Source organism: Flavonifractor hominis, assembly GCF_040095835.1.
GTDB classification, from domain to species: domain Bacteria; phylum Bacillota; class Clostridia; order Oscillospirales; family Oscillospiraceae; genus Flavonifractor; species Flavonifractor hominis.
The window spans coordinates 19,910-36,810 of sequence record NZ_JBBMFT010000007.1 but is presented as its reverse complement, the minus strand read 5'-3'; the positions used below and the strand labels follow the sequence as shown (position 1 = coordinate 36,810).

The 16,901-nt window shown below is 59.9% G+C and carries 16 protein-coding genes; 11 read left to right on the top strand and 5 right to left on the bottom strand.

What is annotated here, in order from left to right; all coding sequences use genetic code 11:
- Positions 1 to 7: 7 nt before the first annotated feature.
- Both rny and WMO45_RS10825 read right to left on the bottom strand, forming a co-directional pair.
- Positions 8 to 1,555: a ribonuclease Y gene (rny, locus tag WMO45_RS10830; RefSeq protein WP_349140778.1), complete on the bottom strand. Its 1,548-nt coding sequence runs from the start codon at positions 1,553 to 1,555 to the stop codon at positions 8 to 10.
- Positions 1,556 to 1,784: 229 nt separating this feature from the next.
- The gene (locus tag WMO45_RS10825; protein WP_349140777.1) at positions 1,785 to 2,267 is read right to left on the bottom strand and encodes a deoxycytidylate deaminase; all 483 of its coding nucleotides are present in this window, start codon (positions 2,265 to 2,267) and stop codon (positions 1,785 to 1,787) included.
- 188 nt (positions 2,268 to 2,455) lie between these two features.
- Here WMO45_RS10825 and WMO45_RS10820 point away from each other — a divergent pair, with 188 nt between their 5' ends.
- The 3 genes from WMO45_RS10820 (at position 2,456) to WMO45_RS10810 (ending at position 5,182) form a co-directional block, all read left to right on the top strand.
- The gene (locus WMO45_RS10820; protein WP_349140776.1) at positions 2,456 to 2,851 is read left to right on the top strand and encodes a hypothetical protein; all 396 of its coding nucleotides are present in this window, start codon (positions 2,456 to 2,458) and stop codon (positions 2,849 to 2,851) included.
- A 72-nt stretch (positions 2,852 to 2,923) separates the two neighbouring features.
- Positions 2,924 to 3,199, top strand: a complete 276-nt coding sequence (locus tag WMO45_RS10815) for a metal-sensing transcriptional repressor (protein WP_349140775.1) — start codon at positions 2,924 to 2,926, stop codon at positions 3,197 to 3,199.
- Positions 3,200 to 3,307: 108 nt separating this feature from the next.
- A complete protein-coding gene (locus tag WMO45_RS10810) occupies positions 3,308 to 5,182 on the top strand; it encodes a heavy metal translocating P-type ATPase (protein WP_349140774.1) in 1,875 nt (624 codons plus the stop codon).
- 47 nt (positions 5,183 to 5,229) lie between these two features.
- On the opposite strand, the gene mnmE is transcribed toward WMO45_RS10810, so the two are convergent.
- Entirely contained in the window at positions 5,230 to 6,600 is a 1,371-nt protein-coding gene (gene mnmE, locus WMO45_RS10805) for a tRNA uridine-5-carboxymethylaminomethyl(34) synthesis GTPase MnmE (RefSeq protein WP_349140773.1), read from the bottom strand.
- A 397-nt stretch (positions 6,601 to 6,997) separates the two neighbouring features.
- On the opposite strand from mnmE, the gene WMO45_RS10800 reads away from it, so the two are divergent.
- Complete coding sequence (locus WMO45_RS10800) at positions 6,998 to 7,663, top strand: YczE/YyaS/YitT family protein (protein ID WP_349140772.1); 666 nt, start codon at positions 6,998 to 7,000, stop codon at positions 7,661 to 7,663.
- A gap of 51 nt (positions 7,664 to 7,714) precedes the next feature.
- Here WMO45_RS10800 and WMO45_RS10795 read toward each other — a convergent pair whose 3' ends face one another.
- Positions 7,715 to 9,115, bottom strand: coding sequence for an NAD(P)/FAD-dependent oxidoreductase (locus WMO45_RS10795; RefSeq protein WP_349140771.1), 1,401 nt, complete (start codon positions 9,113 to 9,115; stop codon positions 7,715 to 7,717).
- A gap of 147 nt (positions 9,116 to 9,262) precedes the next feature.
- Positions 9,263 to 10,267 (bottom strand): stage II sporulation protein D, encoded by a 1,005-nt coding sequence (gene spoIID / locus WMO45_RS10790; protein ID WP_349140770.1) that lies wholly within the window; start codon positions 10,265 to 10,267, stop codon positions 9,263 to 9,265.
- Between the two features lie 139 nt (positions 10,268 to 10,406).
- Here spoIID and WMO45_RS10785 point away from each other — a divergent pair, with 139 nt between their 5' ends.
- The 7 genes from WMO45_RS10785 (at position 10,407) to WMO45_RS10755 (ending at position 16,877) form a co-directional block, all read left to right on the top strand.
- A complete protein-coding gene (locus tag WMO45_RS10785; protein ID WP_349140769.1) occupies positions 10,407 to 11,774 on the top strand; it encodes a citrate/2-methylcitrate synthase in 1,368 nt (455 codons plus the stop codon).
- An 88-nt stretch (positions 11,775 to 11,862) separates the two neighbouring features.
- Entirely contained in the window at positions 11,863 to 12,801 is a 939-nt protein-coding gene (locus WMO45_RS10780) for a LysR family transcriptional regulator (protein ID WP_349140768.1), read from the top strand.
- 264 nt (positions 12,802 to 13,065) lie between these two features.
- On the top strand, positions 13,066 to 14,232 hold the full coding sequence (locus WMO45_RS10775; protein WP_349140767.1) for a hypothetical protein: 1,167 nt from the start codon (positions 13,066 to 13,068) through the stop codon (positions 14,230 to 14,232).
- A 20-nt stretch (positions 14,233 to 14,252) separates the two neighbouring features.
- Positions 14,253 to 15,434, top strand: coding sequence for a M20 family metallopeptidase (locus tag WMO45_RS10770; RefSeq protein WP_349140766.1), 1,182 nt, complete (start codon positions 14,253 to 14,255; stop codon positions 15,432 to 15,434).
- A 26-nt stretch (positions 15,435 to 15,460) separates the two neighbouring features.
- Positions 15,461 to 16,102, top strand: a complete 642-nt coding sequence (locus WMO45_RS10765) for a nucleoside recognition domain-containing protein (RefSeq protein WP_349140765.1) — start codon at positions 15,461 to 15,463, stop codon at positions 16,100 to 16,102.
- Between the two features lie 15 nt (positions 16,103 to 16,117).
- Positions 16,118 to 16,639: a nucleoside recognition domain-containing protein gene (locus WMO45_RS10760; RefSeq protein ID WP_349140764.1), complete on the top strand. Its 522-nt coding sequence runs from the start codon at positions 16,118 to 16,120 to the stop codon at positions 16,637 to 16,639.
- A gap of 28 nt (positions 16,640 to 16,667) precedes the next feature.
- Positions 16,668 to 16,877 (top strand): hypothetical protein, encoded by a 210-nt coding sequence (locus WMO45_RS10755; protein ID WP_349140763.1) that lies wholly within the window; start codon positions 16,668 to 16,670, stop codon positions 16,875 to 16,877.
- The last annotated feature ends 24 nt before the right edge of the window (positions 16,878 to 16,901 follow it).

The window sequence follows — 16,901 nt, the reverse complement described above, 5'->3', positions numbered from 1 at the left end:
GCGCATATCATTTTGCGTATTCCACCACTTTGGTTTCCCGGATCATGTTTACCTTGATCTGACCGGGATATTCCAGCTCTTCCTCGATCTTTTTGGCGATGTCCCGGGCCAGCAATACCATCTGGTCCTCGCTGACCTTGTCGGGAGCCACCATGATGCGCACCTCGCGGCCGGCCTGGATGGCGTAGGACTTCTCCACACCAGGGAAGGAAGAGGTGACCTCCTCCAGTTTCTCCAGACGCTTGATATAGTTCTCCAGGTTCTCCCGCCGGGCGCCGGGGCGGGCGGCGGAGATGGCGTCGGCCGCCTGTACGATGCAGGCCACCACGGTGCGGGGCTCCACATCGTTGTGGTGGGCCTCGATGGCGTGGATGATATCCTCGTTTTCCTTATACTTACGGGCCAGCTCCACACCAATCTGCACGTGGGAGCCTTCCACCTCATGGTCGATCGACTTGCCCAGATCGTGGAGCAGACCAGCCCGCTTGGCCTGGGTCACATCCACGCCGATCTCCCCGGCGATGAGCCCTGCCAGGTGGGATACCTCGATGGAGTGGTTGAGCACGTTCTGTCCGTAGCTGGTACGGTAGCGCATGCGGCCCAGCAGCTTGATGAGCTCGGGGTGCAGGCCGTGGACGTTGGTCTCAAATACGGCGCGTTCACCCTCTGCCTTGATGGTGGCGTCCACCTCGCGCTTGGCCTTTTCCACCATCTCTTCGATACGGGTGGGATGGATCCGCCCGTCCTGAATCAGCTTCTCCAGGGCGATGCGGGCGATCTCCCGGCGGACCGGGTCGAAGCAGGAGACCGTAATGGCCTCCGGCGTGTCGTCGATGATGAGATCCACGCCGGTCATGGTCTCCAGCGTGCGGATATTACGGCCCTCACGGCCAATGATGCGGCCCTTCATCTCGTCATTGGGCAGGGGAACCACAGAGACGGTGGCTTCGGCCACATGGTCGGCCGCACAGCGCTGAATGGCCAGGGACAGGATCTCCTTGGCCTTCTGGTCAGCCTCTTCCTTAAACTGAGCTTCAATCTCCCGGACTTTCATGGCGGACTCATGGGTGACCTCTTCCGCCAACTGGTTGATGAGATAATGCTTGGCCTCTTCCGCGGTAAAACCGGAGATCCGCTCCAACACTTCCATCTGGGTTTTCTTGAGAGAAGCGACCTCTTCCCGGGTCTCGTCCACCTCGCTGAGCTTGCGCTGCAGGGCTTCCTCCTTCTTCTCCATGTTCTCCGTCTTGCGGTCCAGGTTCTCTTCCTTCTGCTGGAGTCGCCGCTCCTGCTTCTGCAGATCGGCCCGGCGCTCCTTTACCTCCCGCTCATGCTCATTGCGGGCCTGAAGGATCTCCTCTTTGGCCTCTACCAGCGCCTCGCGCTTTTTGCTCTCAGCGCTTTTAATGGACTCATTGATGATACGCTTGGCCTCTTCTTCCGCGCTGGAGATCTCCTTCTCAGCGACCTTCCTGCGGTATTGATAGCCCACTGTAAAAAACAACACAGCCGCAATTACAAAACAAATCACGCCTGTCAGGATAATTGGCAGCATGGTTTGGGAACACACCTCCATATTCTTAGATTTTCAAAGTTCTTTCATAAATCGGATGCATGCGGGCCCGTTGTTTTGGCCAACCCGCACAAAATTTGAAGAACTTGCCCCTCGTTCTTCAAAATACTACACCTAATCTATTTTAAGTCTGCCGCGCTTTTCTGTCAAGAAAATTCGTGTCCGCAACGTGGAAACAGCCCGCCCGCAGCATCTGCGGACGGGCTGTCGGTCAATTTTGCTGCGGCAGGGAATCGTCCTCCCGGATCCAGTCCTCTACATGGACCACGGAATACTCGCTCTTGGTGTTGCGGATGACCACCCGCTGGATACCGGCGTTGATGATCAGCCGACGGCACATGGAGCAGGAGGTGGAGCCGGGGATCAGTGCCCCGGTGGCCGGGTCCACACACGCCATGTAGAGCGTGGCACCCAGCGTCTCGCTCCGGGCAGCGGAGATGATGGCATTGGCCTCCGCGTGGACCGAACGGCACAGCTCATACCGCTCCCCCGAAGGGATGTTCATCGCCTCCCGGGTACAGTAGTTGAGGTCCGCGCAGTTGCGCCGCCCCCGGGGCGCGCCGTTGTAGCCGGTAGCGATGATCTCGTCGCACTTGACCAGAATAGCGCCGTAACAGCGGCGCAGGCAGGTGGAGCGCTCGGCCACCGTCTCGGCGATATCCAAATAGTAATTTTCCTTGTCGACCCGTCCCATTCCCATTCCTCCGTCTGTTTTTTCCCAGTATAACGGTTTTTTCTCCGTCCCGCAACCCTGAACTTTCCACCCGACAAAGACAATTCACATATTGTTTACGTTTCCGTCCTTGACGGGGAAACGTGCAAGCGCTATCATAAATTCAGAAAATATTCAGAATTTAGCTTCGAAGGGGACGACCGTATTTCATGGTAATGAATTTCTTGCGAAAATTGATGTACGGACGGTATGGCAGCGATCAGCTCTCCTTTTTTCTGCTGCTCCTGTATGTCCTTTTGATCCTTCTTTCCGGCCTGCCCCACATGGAGGTGCTCTCCTGGGTCGCTTTGGCAGTCCTTTTGTGGGACCTTTACCGTATGTTTTCCCGCCGTATTGACCGCCGCCGGGCGGAGAATGCCCGGTTTCTGGAGCTGGCCGGTCCGGCCATCCGCTGGTTTCGGATGCGGCGCACCATCCACCGGGACAAGGATCACCGTTATTTCAAATGCCCCAATTGCGGCCAGTATCTTCGGGTCCCCCGCGGCAAGGGGCGCATTACCGTCAGCTGCCGCAACTGCGGCGCCAGTTTTGAGCAGCGGAGCTGAGCATTCCGCCTCCTGCCGGCGCGTCCGCCCGGGACGCGCCGGTCTTTATCTTGCAAAAAAGCAGGTGCTGGTATGAAACAGTGTATGGATGCGGCCAACCTCCACCGCCGCCTGAAAAAAATCATTGGACAGCTCAACGCCATTGATAAAATGGTGGACGAGGATGTTCCCTGTGAAGATATGCTCATGCAGATCAACGCCGCCAAAAGCGCCCTGCATAAAGTGGGCCAGGTGGTACTGGAAGGGCATCTCAATCACTGCGTCCGGGATGGCATCGAACACGGGGACGCCGACCGGACCATTGCCGAGTTTGCCCGGGCCATTGAACATTTTTCACGCATGAGTTGATTTCTTTTGTCGCTGCGGCCGGATTCCCGGCCGCTTTTTTCTTGACTTCCTATACCCCCCAGGGTATATTATACCCATAGGGGTATTGGTATATAGGGAGGGATTATCATGTTGTCAACCTTGCGTGCCCGCCTTGCCACTGAGGAGGTACGTCACATTCTGTCTCTGGTCTTGGGGGGCGCCGGACTGCTGGTCAGCATTCTGGCCGGCCCGCAGCTGCCGGCGGACCCGGCCTGGATCGCCGTGGTTCTCTGCGGTCTCCCCATCCTGAAAGAAGCGGCGGTGGGTCTGTTTACCCGCTTTGACATCAAGGCCGACCTGCTGGTCTCCCTGGCTCTCATCGCCTCGGTGGCCATTGGGGAATGTTTTGCGGCGGGGGAGATCGCCTTTATCATGCAGCTGGGCGCTCTGCTGGAGGAGCGGACGGTGGCCCGGGCCCGGGCAGGCATTGAGAAGCTGGTCTGCCTGACCCCCCAGACCGCCCGGCGGCTCACCGACAGGGGCGAGGAGCTGATTGCGGCGGAAGCAGTACAGGTAGGCGACCGGCTGCGGGTACTCCCCGGGGAGTCTGTTCCGGTGGACGGGGTGATCCGTATGGGTCAGACCGCCATCAACCAGGCGATCATGACCGGTGAATCCCTGCCGGTGGACAAACAGCCGGGAGACGAGGTCTTCAGCGGCACAGTCAACCAGTTCGGCGCGTTTGAAATGGAGGCCACCCGGGTAGGTGCGGACAGCTCCATCCAGCGGATGATCCGCCTGGTGCAATCGGCTGACGCGGGCAAGGCCCGCATTGTGGGACTGGCCGACCGTTGGGCCACCTGGATCGTGGTGGCTGCACTCACTGCCGCCGCACTCACCTGGCTGATAAGCGGCCAGGTCATCCGGGCGGTGACCATTCTGGTGGTCTTCTGCCCCTGTGCGCTGGTACTGGCCACCCCCACAGCCATTATGGCTGCCATTGGCAACGCCACCCGCCACAACTTTTTGGTACGGGAAGGGGACGCGCTGGAGCGTCTGGCCCAGGTGAGCCATGTGGCCTTTGACAAGACCGGGACGCTGACCTGCGGCGTGCCGGAGGTCACGGGGGTGTATTCCCTCTCTCCAGACTGGACACAGCAGGCAGTCTATACCTGTCTGGCTCGGGTGGAATGCTGTTCCGAGCACCCTCTGGGCCGCGCGGTTGCAGAAGGGTATCAGAAACATTGGGGAATTGCCCCCACACCGCCAGAATCCTATGAGGCTGTTCCCGGCCGTGGGTTGCGGGCCGTGATGGATGGCCGGGAGGTGCTGGCAGGCAACCTGGCTCTGCTGAACGAGGCAGGTCTGACCTTCTCTCCCCCGCCGCAGGCCGCAGCCTGTCTGGATCAGGGATGCACGCTCATCTATTTAGCCGTGGATGGAACGGCGGTCGGTTTTCTGGCCCTGGCCGATGCGCCCCGGGAACGGGCTGCCTCCACTGTGGCCGACCTGAAGCAGGCAGGTGTGACACCGGTGCTGCTCACCGGAGACCACGCCCAGGCCGCCGGGCACATCGCTTCGCTGCTGGGTATCTCCATGTACCAGGCGGACTGTCTGCCCGAGGACAAGTTGGCCTGGATCGACCACACTCAGCAAAACGGCCACCCGGTGTGTATGCTGGGGGACGGCATCAACGATGCCCCGGCCCTGAAAAAGGCCTTTGTGGGCATCGCCATGGGAGGTACAGGCAGCGACATCGCCGCGGATGCAGCCGACATCGTACTGGTCAACGACGACATCCGCCAACTGCCCCACCTGCTGGCTCTCTCCCGACGAATGATGCAGACCATTCGCCGCAACCTGGCCGGTTCCATGCTCCTCAACCTGATCGCCGTGCTCCTGGCCATGACCGGGCTTCTCAATCCGGTGGTGGGGGCCCTGGTACACAACGCAGGCTCGGTGCTGGTGATCCTCAACTCCTCTCTGCTGCTGCACTGGCAATCCCATAGCAGCGCAAACTGAAAAACACGCCCCTGCGGCTTTGGCCGCAGGGGCGTGTTCCGTTCGGTCTATTTTCCCACACAAAAGCGCTGGAAGATACGGGCGGTCACATCCTCCCTCAGGTTGGCCCCGGTGAGCTCCCCCAGGGCGGCCATGGCCTGCTCCACGTCGGTGAGCAGCGCATCCGGCGTCACCCCCAGCTCCAGGGCCTGTCCGGCCCGCTCCACTGCCTCCAGCGCCCGCTGGGCAGCCTGAGCCTGCCGGGCGTTGGTGAGCAGCTCCCCCGCCGCTCCCTGGCCGGTGGCGGGAAAAAGCGCCTCCACCGCCTTTGCCAGCCCATCCAGTCCCTGGCCGGTTTTCACGCTGACCTCCACCACCGGCGGCATGGGATCCAGATCCAGCACCGGGATGGGAGCGGCAGGCAGGTCTCCCTTGGTCCACACCAAAATAGTGGGGGCATGGGTCATGGCCTCCTCCAGCAGAGCGGCATCCTCCGCCGTAAAGGGCACCGAACCGTCGCACAGCAGCAGCACCAGTTCGGCCTGCTCCAGGGCGGCCCGGCTCCGCTCCACTCCAATGCGCTCCACCTCGTCCGCCGTCTCCCGGATCCCGGCGGTGTCAATGACCCGCAGCGTCACATTTCCCAGCCGGCAGCGGGCCTCCACCGTGTCCCGGGTGGTGCCGGGCACATCGGTCACGATGGCCCGCTCATACCCCACCAGGGCATTGAGCAGAGAGGACTTGCCCGCATTGGGTCGACCGATAAGGGCGCAGGGTACCCCGCCGGTGAGATAACGTCCCCGCTCATAGGTACGCAGCAGATCGTTCAGCCCCTCCTGTGCCCGTTCCAGGCCTGTCCGGATGGTCTCTGCCCGGAAGGGGTCGATGTCCTCATCCGGGTAATCCAGCACCGCATGGAAATGGGCCATCAGGTCCACCAGAACGTCATAGATGGCGCCCACCCGGCGGCTGAGGGCGCCGGAGAGCTGCCCGGCGGCCTGATGGACCGCTGCCGGAGTCTCCGCATCGAGAAGGTCGGCCACCGCCTCCGCCTGCGCCAGGTCCAGCTTGCCGTTGAGGAAAGCACGGCGGGTAAACTCTCCCGGCCCCGCCTGCCGCACGCCCCGGGCAAACAGCGCCTCCAGCCCAAGCGCCAGAACCATGGGAGAACCATGGCACTGCAATTCCGCCGTATCCTCACCGGTATAGCTTTCCGGTCCCCGTGAGATCGTGGCCAGTACCTGGTCAATGGCCGCTCCATCCGGCCCCAGCAGTGTTCCATATACCAGACGGCGGCTGGGGTACTCCTCCAGCGGCCGTCCGGAGGCGGCACGAAACACCGCGCCCGCTGCGGCGATGGCCTCCGGCCCGCTCAGACGCAGGATGCCGATGGCGCTGGGGACGGGCGGAGTGGCAATGGCGGCAATCGTATCGGACATGCTCTCACCTCATACTGCATTGATGGGTCTTATTGTAACACACTCCTGTCTTCTGGGAATAAAAATTTTTTTGTCAATTCCGCCGTAGCATTTTTACTTGACTTCACCTATGTTAACAGTTTTTGCATATTTTAGTTTTCCACCCCTGTGTGGACAAGTGTGGAAAACCCTGTGGACAATGTGGAAAACCCGTGCACCGTCTATATTATCCATATATTTACAATGTAACAACTGTGTATATTCCAATGCATAGTCCCTGTCAAAGCCCTTAAAGACTGATTTCGGCCCTTGTCAAAAAGAGACCCTGCTTTTTGGATAAGGTGCCCATTGTTTTCCTTTATCAAGGATGCTAAACTATTGTTAGTGCTAAAAAATATTTTTTATGGAGGCGATTTACATGCCCCCGCCTGCTCTGCGCCGCTACGGGATGTTTTTCTGTGGTGTGGCCGTCACCGCCCTGGGGATCGCGCTGATCACCCTGGCCGGTATGGGGACCTCTGCCGTATCCAGCCTGGCCTATGTGCTCCATTTTGTCTTTCCGCGCTTTTCCCTGGGCACATTTTCCTTCCTGGTCAACCTCACCATGCTAGCCGGGCAGATTTTGCTGCTGCGGGGCCGGCTGCCCCGGGTTCAGCTGCTCCAGATCCCGGCCACCTTCCTGTTCTCCTTCTGTATCGATCTGTGGATGGCCCTGCTGGAATCGCTGATCCCTCAGGCATACGCCGGGCGCTGGTGCGTGCTGCTGCTGGGTTGCGCCACCCTGGGGCTCGGTGTGGCGTTGCAGGTAACGCCCAATGTACTGATTCTTCCCTGCGAGGGCTTTGTGCGCACCGCCAGCCAGGTCTTCGGCTGGGACTTTGGCAAGACCAAAACCGGCTTTGACCTGTCCATGCTGGCCGCTGCCGTGCTGGTCTCTCTGGTCTGTCTGGGCGGAATCCAGGGTCTGCGGGAGGGCACGCTGGTATGTGCGCTCACTGTGGGCGGCATCTCCCGTTTTTTCTGCCGCCGCCTCTCTCCTCTGCTGGAATCCCGGGCCGCTCAACCGGTTTCTCACACGGTGTAAAACAAGCAATCAGGGCGTATGGCCGATGGCCATACGCCCTGATTTTGCGTTTTATCGCTCCTGCAGCCGCCGGGAAATTACCTGGGCTACCTTTACGCCCGATGCCCCTGCCTGGGCCAGGCCGCGGGTGACGCCTGCGCCGTCGCCCACAGCAAAAAAGTTGGGCAGCGCGGTCTCCAGTTCACTGGAAAGGACCAGCCGGGCGGAATAGAACTTCACTTCCGCGCCATAGAGCAGCGTGTCGTAATTGGCGGTACCGGGGGCCAGCTTGTCCAGCTGGTAGATCATCTCGATGATATCATCCAACTGCCGCTTGGGCAGCGCCAGAGACAGGTCTCCGGGTACGGCCGCGGTGAGGGTGGGCCGGACAAAGGACTTGCTCATCCGGTGCTCGTTGGTGCGGATGCCGCTGACCAAGTCCCCGAAGCGCTGTACCAGCACGCCGCCGGCCAGCATGTTGCTCAGGGAGGCAATGTGCTTGCCGTAGCGGTAGGGCTCGTTGAAGGGCTGGGTGAAACGATTGGACACCAGCAGGGCGAAGTTGGTGTTTTCACTGCGCAGTTTGGGGTCGGAGTAGGAGTGGCCGTTGACGGTGTTGATGCCCTCCACATTCTCGGCCACCACGTGACCGTAGGGGTTCATACAGAACGTACGCACCTGGTCGCCGTACTGCTTGGTACGATAGACCAGCTTGGATTCATACACCACATCGGTGATATGCTCGAATACCTTGGCGGGCAGCTCCACCCGCACGCCGATGTCCACCTGGTTGTTGACCAGCTCAATGCCCAGCTGCTTGCACTGGTTGGAGAACCACTCCGCGCCGGAGCGGCCGGGGCCGGCGATGAGCCAGGTACAGTCCACCTCGTCTCCACGGTCGGTGATCAGGCGGTAGCCCTCCGCCCCCAGGTTCTCGATCTTGGTCACCGCCGTACGGAAGCGGAATTCCACCCCCTGGCGGACCTCCTCATAAATGCTCTGGAGGATCTTCAGGTTGTTCTCGGTACCCAGATGCTTGCACCGGGCCTGGAGCAGATGCAGGTCAAACTCCAGCGCCCGCTTCTCCAGCGCCTTGGCTGCCGGGGTCTCGGTGGAGAAAACCTGGTCGGTAGCCCCGTGCTTCATATTGATGGAGTCCACGTAGTCGATGAGGGCCATGACCTCTTCTCTGGGCATAAAGTCGGTCAGCCAGCCGCCAAACGCAGTGGTAAAGTTGTACTTCCCGTCGGAGAAGGCCCCAGCCCCACCGAAGCCGCACATGGTGTCGCACACCTTGCAGTGGATGCACTCCTTCACCTTGCCCGCCACAATGGGGCAGCTGCGGGTGTAGATGTCGGCCCCCTGGTCCAGGGTGACCACCTTGAGGCCCGGGTTGCGGTGCATAAGTTCATAACCGGCGAAGATGCCGGCCTCACCGCAGCCGATGATGGCAACGTCATAGCGTGTGTTCATGCGCGATCTCTCACTTTATTTCATATTTGGCAGGTATCATACCACCTATCCACTTTGATATTATAACAAAAATTCGCTTTTTTGACAACGGCGATCCCCGTCCGTTACAAAAAGATTTTATATTCGCATCCAGTGTACCGCTTTGCGCTACTTTGGGGTATAGGCGGCCACTTCAATACCAGTGTAATACCATTTGAGGATCTCCTCATAGGTTTTGCCCTCTTTGGCCAGGGCATTGGCTCCGTACTGGCTCATACCCACCCCATGACCGTAGCCGGTAACCGAGAAGATGACCCCGTCCGCACCGGCGGAGACGGTAAAGCTGGTGGAACGCAGGGCAAACAGGGTGCGCAGCGCCGTGCCGCTGACCGTGACGCCGCCCACATCCACCGTCTCCACTCCGCCAGCCGAGTTGGGAACCGTATTCTGGAACCAGCTGTTGGGTTCCCCCGACAGATCGGCCTGTGGATACTGGGCCAGCAGCTTGCTTTTGAACTCCTCCAGGGGCACGGTGACGGTGGAGTGGTAATTGGGGACCTCCTCCCCCTCGGGACTGTCCACACTGGTGAGATAGGGCACCGAGTTGCCCCACACCTCCACCGCATCCACGGTCTTCCCCGCGGCGGAGGAGAAAAAGACCGCCTGGATAGGCTGCCCCTGGTAGAGGGCCGCCATGCCGTCGGTGTCCGCCACGGCAGCGGAAATCTTTTCGGTGTACGCCTGGGCGTTGTCTCCCCAGTTGGAGGCGGCTTGTTCGGGGGTTATGTAAGCCTGACAGCAGGTGATATCGGTACACACATCGGCATCCGGATGGGTCTCTGAGGTGCGCTCCATCTTGGATACGGTATAGGTCCGGGCGGCCACCGCCTGGGCCTTGAGGGCTTCCGGTTCAAACGAGGCGGGCATCTCGGCGGCCACTACCCGCCACAGATATTTATCCAGCGGCAGAGCCAGCACCTCCCCGTCCCCCAGCGCCACCCGGACCGTGATCTGACTGTCCTGACTCAGTGCGGGGGTGACCACCGTGTGGTCGATGGGCAGGCTGCCGGTTGCCTGAGGCTCCGTCTCCTGGTCTGGTTCTCCCAGCAGCAGCAGGGGCAGCAGAAACAGCGCCAGAAACAGCGCCAGGGCGGTGGCCGCCACCTGCTTCATACCGGTCGTCCCTCCTGTTTTTTGCAAGTTGTGTTTCATTTTATTTCACATCCCAAGCGGCCATTTTCTTTTGTTGACTGGACGTCAAAAAAGAGATACAATACTGTGCAAAAGTATTTGGGCAAAGGAGCGGCTGAACATGCAAAACGATGACCGGAACTCTTCTGCACGCTTTATGGAAAGTCTATGCGGGGAATATCAGGCGCATAACCACATCGACCCTGCTTTTTATGAGCGCTACAATGTCAAGCGCGGCCTGCGCAACGCCGATGGTACCGGCGTGATGGCGGGTGTCACCCAGATCGGCAACGTCATGGGCTACTATCTGCAGGACGGCGAGCGTGTCCCCGCCCCGGGCAAGCTGGTCTACCGGGGCATCGACGTGGAGGAGCTCATCAACGGCTTTGTCAGCGAGGGTCGCTTTGGCTATGAGGAGACGGCCTATCTGCTTCTCTTCGGGGCCCTGCCCACCCGTCAGCAGCTGGCCTCGTTCCAGCAGCTGCTGGCCGAACATCGCGCACTGCCCCCCATGTTTACCGAGGACATGATCCTCAAGGCACCCAGTCCCGACGTAATGAACAAGCTGGCCCGGGCGGTGCTGGCCCTCTATTCCTATGACGACGACCCGGACAACATGTCTTTGTCCAATCAGCTCTCCCAGGCCATCCAGCTGGTGGCCCGGGTACCGGTGATCGTAGCTCATGCCTTTGCCGCCAAGCGCCACTACTACGACAACGAGTCTCTCTACCTCCACCGTCCTCAGGAAGGACTGGGCGTGGCGGAGAACTTCCTTTACTCCGTGCGCCACGACAACCAGTTCACCGCTGAAGAGGCCCGCCTGCTGGACCTGTGCCTGGTGCTCCACGCCGAGCACGGCGGCGGCAACAACTCGGCCTTCACTTGCCGGGTCCTCTCCTCCTCCGGCACCGACATCTACTCGGCCATCGCCGCAGCCATCGGTTCGCTGAAAGGCCCCCGCCATGGTGGCGCCAACAAGAAAGTTATGGAGATGTTCGGCTACATCGAACAGGGAGTAGGCGACTGGAAGGATGACGACGAGGTGCGCGCCTACCTGGGCAAGCTGCTGAAGAAGGAGGCCGGGGACCGCTCTGGCCTGATTTACGGCATGGGCCACGCCATTTATACCCTGTCCGATCCCCGGGCGGTCATTCTCAAGCGCTTTGCCAAAAACCTGGCCCAGACCAAGGGCATGCTGGACGAATTCGAGCTCTTTGAGACCGTGGAACGGCTGACCCCCGAGGTCCTGCGCACCGTCAAGGGGGAGCAGAAGGTGGTGTGCGCCAACGTGGACCTGTTTTCCGGCCTGGTGTACAAGATGATGGGCATCCCCATGGAGCTGTACACGCCCCTCTTCGCCGTGGCCCGGGTGGTGGGCTGGTGCGCCCACCGCATTGAGGAGGTCTACCAGCCCGGCAACCGCATCATCCGCCCGGCCTATAAGGCCGTGGCCCCCATGCGGCCCTTTGTCCCCCTGGATCAGCGCTGACGCTTGCCGCCGCCTCAAAAAACAGGTCCAAAACCGGCAGATTTGTGCTAAAATAAGCCTATCTTATTCAGAAAGCGGGCGGTGAGGCATGCAGATCCAGCAGTTGACGTATTTCGTGACCGTAGCCGAGCAGGGCAGTATCAACAAGGCTGCGGAAAAGCTCTTCGTGACCCAGCCCAACCTGAGCAAGGCCATTTCCAATCTGGAAAATGAACTCAAAGTGCGCATCTTTGACCGGACCAACAAAGGCGTGGCCCTTACGGATGATGGTCGGAAACTTTACCAGTACGCCCGCACCATTCTCAACCAGATGGAGCTCATCCAGAACCTGTCTCAGAAGGAACGGCCCCGCCTGCTTTCCATCGCCTCCTATCCCATCATCACCATGGGACGGCTTGTGGCCGACTTCTACAACGCCCACCGGCAGGATTCCATCAGCATCAAACTGGTGGAGCAGCGGATGCAGCAGGTCATTGAAAGCGTGGAGAGCGCCCGGGCGGAGATCGGCTTCGTGATGAGCAACAACGTGCAGGTCAAGGAGCTTAAGCACATGCTCCACTTTAAAAACTTGGAATTTCATCCCCTGGGTCTGGACACCTGGTATGCCAATGTGGGGCCCAATAACCCGCTCTATCACCGGGAGCAGGTGACCATGGAGCAGCTGCTGGACTTCCCCTTTGTCCGCCTGCCCGATGACTATTTCTCCAACCTGACCCACTATCTGGAGATCGACGGGGTCCGCCTGGCACGCTTCCGGCGGGTGGTATATGTCAGTGACAGCGCCGCCATTCTGGCCCTGCTGCGCCAGACCGATGTGATCCGCTTTGGTCCGGGACTCAGCGCCCGGGACTTTGATGCGTACGGCATACGTTCCATTCCCATCCGCAACTGCAATGTGCAGATCAATGTGGGCTGGCTCCAGCGCAAGCGGGAATTGCTCAGTCCCGAGGCTCAGGAATTTGTCGGTCTGCTGGAAGGGCTGTATCCCCCTTCTCAGGGGGCAGATGGGATGGATCAGCTGCTATAACCAGATATTCCATTTATTTATGACCAGATTATAACTACAGGGAGATAGATGTTCAATTCGACGAACACTCTCCAAAAGTTCGACAAAAAGGTCGGCTCTGTATTTGTATACAGTGCTGGCCTTTTCGTTTTTTTATACAAATTGCATTCACTTGTTCCATGCGTTTTCGCCAAGTTGACCGGTTTATAACTGCGTTATAACTTTTTCGGCTTGGACAGGTTGAAAAACGGCATGGTATGCTTTGGCCAAGAAAGGATGAGGGGTATGACAGCGGTTATCGCACTGACGATTTTACTGTGTATCTATGCAGTGGGTGAACTCATTGCGCAGAAAACCAAGGCCGTATTTTCCACCGTGCTGGGAATTGCACTGATGCTGCTGGCCGGATTCTGGAGCGGCCTGCTCCCCCGCACCATCATCGACGACGCCCAGGTCACGGGCTTCGGCAATGTGATTGCCGGACTGCTCATCGTCTCCCTGGGCACCACCATTGACTTTGCCGAGCTGCGCCGGCAGTGGAAGGTGGTGGTCACCTCTCTGGTGTGTCTGTGCGGCGCGGTGGGCGCCATCCTTCTCATCGGTATCCCCATCATCGGTCAGGACATGGCCGTGGCGGGTGCACCCATCTTTGCCGGTGGCAGTGCTGCCACCCTGATCATGACCACCGCCCTGGAGGAAAAGGGCCTGACCCTGGCCAGCACCTTCTGCATCGTGCTGTATGTCACCCAGAAATTCATCGGCGTGCCCATCGCCTCCCTGCTGCTGCGGCGCACCGCCCGGCAGTTCCGGGACGATCCCAAGCTGGTGGCCGAATACAGCCAGCAGCAGCAGGCCGGTTCCACTGCCGCCCATGGCCCGCTCCAACTGCCCCCTGTATTTGCCCGTCCCTCCGTCTACCTGGCCAAGCTGGGTCTGGTGGCGGTATCCGCCCACTTCCTGTCTCTGCTCACCGGCGGCGTGATCCACTATTTTGTGCTCTGTCTCATCATGGGCGCGGTGTTCTTTGCCCTGGGCTTTTTGGAAAAGGGTATCCTGGCCAAGACCCAGGCCAGCGGTCTGATCACCTTCTTTGTCACCATCCTGATCTTCTCCAACCTGGCTACCACTACCCCGCAGCAGGTGCTCTCGGTTCTGCCGGCCCTGATCCTCTCCGCCGTGTGCGGCGTGGCCGGCACGCTGGTCATGGGATTTCTCTGCGCCAAGCTGCTGCGTTTTCCCTTTGGTCTGGCGGTGTCCTTCGGCATCAGCTGTACCTTTGGCTTTCCCACTACGATGCTCATTCCCCAGGAAGTGGCCGAGGCATTCGGCCGCAACGAGGCAGAAAAAGCTGCCATTCTTAATTATCTTCTGCCAAAAATGCTCACTGCCGGCTTTGTTACGGTGACCATCGCCTCGGTGCTCATCGCGGGCGTAGCCGTCCGATTGCTGTGAGTGGATAAAGGAGGATTTTTATGGAGGAAATTTTTAAAGACATCCGCCGCTACATCGACAGCCAGCGCGAACCCATGCTGGCGCTGTGGGAGGAGCTGGTCAATACCGAAAGCGGCTCCCGCCAGCTGGAGGGCGTGGAGGCGGTGTGCAACATCCTGCGGCGGGAGCTGGAGGGCGCGGGGGCCAAGACCCGGGTCATTCCTATGGAGAACGCCGGCGGAGTGCTGGTAGCCGAGTGGAATGCCGACAGCCCCAACGCTCCTCTGCTCTTTATCGGCCACATGGACACCGTCTTCAAAGAGGGCGCCGCCCGGGACAACCCTTTCCGCATCGATGAAAATGGTTATGCCCACGGCCCCGGCGTACTGGATATGAAAGCGGGTCTGGTTATCGCTGTCTACGCCATCAAGGCTCTTGCTGAACTGGGCTTTACCGCCCGGCCCATCAAGTGCATCTTCGCCGGTGACGAGGAAAACCTGCACATGTTCTCTGACGCCAAGCAGGCCATGCAGGCCGAGGCGGTGGGCGCGCTGGCCGCCTTCAACTTTGAGACAGGCTACATGGACAACCGCTTCGTTGTGGGGCGCAAGGGCGGCGGCCCGGTCAAGCTGACGGTTCACGGTACAGCCTCCCACTCGGGCATTGCCCCGGAGAAGGGCCGCTCCGCTATCCTGGAGGCCGCCCACAAGATCGTGGCTTTGGAGGCCTGCAACGACTTTGCCCGCGGCCGGCTCATCAATTGCGGCAAGATCTCCGGCGGTATGGGCGAGAACACCATTCCCGACCTGTGTACAATCAACATCGGCATCCGTTTCCCCACCACCGAGATCAAGAACGAGATCATGGAGGCCCTGGAACAGGCCACAGCTCACAGCACCGTACCTGACACCTGGGCCGAGCTGGACACCAGCCGTCTGATGAACTGCATGGACACCACCGACGGGGTCATGGCCTTGTTTGGTCACCTCAAACGCACCGCTACCACCTGCGGTTTTGGCGAGATCGACTGTTTCCAGGTAGGCGGTCTGTCTGACTCCGGCATCACAGTGGCCTGCGGCGTGCCAACGGTCTGCGGCATGGGTGCCCGGGGCGAGGGCAACCACACCCCCGATGAGTACGCCGAGGTGGAGTCTCTGTTCCAGCGCTGCATCCTGGCCGCCTGCGCAGCGTTCAGCCTGAAGGATGATTTTGCAGATCAATAAGAGAGAGGCAAAAGGAGGAAAACACCATGCAACAAGCGCAAACATCCACACAAAAGGAAAAGGTTGGCATCGGCGCGTGGATCGCGTTGATTGTGCTCATCCTGGTGCTCTCGGGCGCATTCCGCACGGCGGATGGCCCCATCAAGGTGCTGGACTTCACCAATCTGTCCGGTACCTTCGGTCAGATCGGCGATACGGGTGCCAACCTCATCGGCTCCGGCGGCACCGGCGCCAAGGACGGCTTTATGGCCGGCTTCAACCTGATCCCCGCTGTCATGTTCTTCTGCGGACTGCTGGGCGTGTTTGAACAGCTGGGCGCTTTCAAGGCCTCCGACATTCTCTTCCGCCCCTTGCTTCGCCCCCTGCTGGGTATCCCCGGCAAGTGCGGCATCGCCTTCATCTCCAGCTTCACCGGCTCGGACGTAGCGGCCGTCATGACCCGCGAGCTCTATGAGAGCGGCGACATCACCGACGACGAACGGACCATCTTCGTCGCCTATCAGTACGCCGGCTCGGCCTGTATCAACAACACCATCACCGGCGGTGCGCCCCTGGTTGCCATCTGTCCGGTGGCACTGGGTCCCTGCATCCTGATTATGGTACTCTGCAAGCTCATCGGCGCCAATGTGGTGCGCATCATTCTGCGCTTGCGGAGAAAAAAGGCTTAAGGAGGAGAACACACTATGAGCGCTGAAGTGAAAACTCCGGCGGCCGCTCCGGCCGCTCCGGCGAAAGAGAAGAAGCCCTCCATCGTCGATACGTTTCTGAAGGGCTGCGCCAAAGGCTTTAAGGTGGGCATTGAGAACATCACCCCCGCCATGATCCTGGGCTACGTGCTGGTTTACATTTTGCAGGAGACCGGCCTGATGGACCTGCTGGGCGTGATCATGTCTCCCGTCATGGGCCTGTTTGGCCTGCCCGGCGAGGCCTTTGCCGTACTCATCTCCGCTTTCTTTGCCAAAGCGTCCGGCTGTGCCACCGCTGTATCCATGTATCAGGCGGGCACTCTGACCCTGGGCCAGGCCTCCATGATGCTGCCCGCCTGCATCCTGATGGGCACCCTCATCGGCCACTACGCCCGTATCGTACTGGTCACCGGCTCCAACAAGAAGTGGCACCCCCTGCTCATCGGCGTCTGCCTGCTGGACGCAGCCATCAGTCTGGTCATTATGCGTGTCATCCTGGCAGCCATGGGCGTACAGTAACGCAACTCGGAAAGGAAGGAAGATTTCTATGCGATCCAGGCAGCGCGGCCTTCAGCTGGAGGCTTTCGGCAGTATTTTGATCATCACGGTCATCCTGGCCGACCGGTTCCTCTATACCCTCCAGGATGGATTTATCCTGGGCGCAGCCATCGTTTCTGCCGTAACCCTCATTGCCGGTATCCGCATGGTGAAGCGGGCAGAGGAGGAAATGGACGCTGCAGCACGGCGCGGCCAGTGAACGCATAGCAAAAGGCCCGGTCCA

Excerpts from the sequence above, each read along its gene's own strand:
- rny (WP_349140778.1), bottom strand. The coding sequence starts at position 1,555 with ATGCTGCCAATTATCCTGACAGGCGTGATTTGTTTTGTAATTGCGGCT.
- WMO45_RS10825 (WP_349140777.1), bottom strand. The coding sequence starts at position 2,267 with ATGGGACGGGTCGACAAGGAAAATTACTATTTGGATATCGCCGAGACG.
- WMO45_RS10820 (WP_349140776.1), top strand. The coding sequence starts at position 2,456 with ATGGTAATGAATTTCTTGCGAAAATTGATGTACGGACGGTATGGCAGC.
- WMO45_RS10815 (WP_349140775.1), top strand. The coding sequence starts at position 2,924 with ATGAAACAGTGTATGGATGCGGCCAACCTCCACCGCCGCCTGAAAAAA.
- WMO45_RS10810 (WP_349140774.1), top strand. The coding sequence starts at position 3,308 with ATGTTGTCAACCTTGCGTGCCCGCCTTGCCACTGAGGAGGTACGTCAC.
- mnmE (WP_349140773.1), bottom strand. The coding sequence starts at position 6,600 with ATGTCCGATACGATTGCCGCCATTGCCACTCCGCCCGTCCCCAGCGCC.
- WMO45_RS10800 (WP_349140772.1), top strand. The coding sequence starts at position 6,998 with ATGCCCCCGCCTGCTCTGCGCCGCTACGGGATGTTTTTCTGTGGTGTG.
- WMO45_RS10795 (WP_349140771.1), bottom strand. The coding sequence starts at position 9,115 with ATGAACACACGCTATGACGTTGCCATCATCGGCTGCGGTGAGGCCGGC.
- spoIID (WP_349140770.1), bottom strand. The coding sequence starts at position 10,267 with ATGAAGCAGGTGGCGGCCACCGCCCTGGCGCTGTTTCTGGCGCTGTTT.
- WMO45_RS10785 (WP_349140769.1), top strand. The coding sequence starts at position 10,407 with ATGCAAAACGATGACCGGAACTCTTCTGCACGCTTTATGGAAAGTCTA.
- WMO45_RS10780 (WP_349140768.1), top strand. The coding sequence starts at position 11,863 with ATGCAGATCCAGCAGTTGACGTATTTCGTGACCGTAGCCGAGCAGGGC.
- WMO45_RS10775 (WP_349140767.1), top strand. The coding sequence starts at position 13,066 with ATGACAGCGGTTATCGCACTGACGATTTTACTGTGTATCTATGCAGTG.
- WMO45_RS10770 (WP_349140766.1), top strand. The coding sequence starts at position 14,253 with ATGGAGGAAATTTTTAAAGACATCCGCCGCTACATCGACAGCCAGCGC.
- WMO45_RS10765 (WP_349140765.1), top strand. The coding sequence starts at position 15,461 with ATGCAACAAGCGCAAACATCCACACAAAAGGAAAAGGTTGGCATCGGC.
- WMO45_RS10760 (WP_349140764.1), top strand. The coding sequence starts at position 16,118 with ATGAGCGCTGAAGTGAAAACTCCGGCGGCCGCTCCGGCCGCTCCGGCG.
- WMO45_RS10755 (WP_349140763.1), top strand. The coding sequence starts at position 16,668 with ATGCGATCCAGGCAGCGCGGCCTTCAGCTGGAGGCTTTCGGCAGTATT.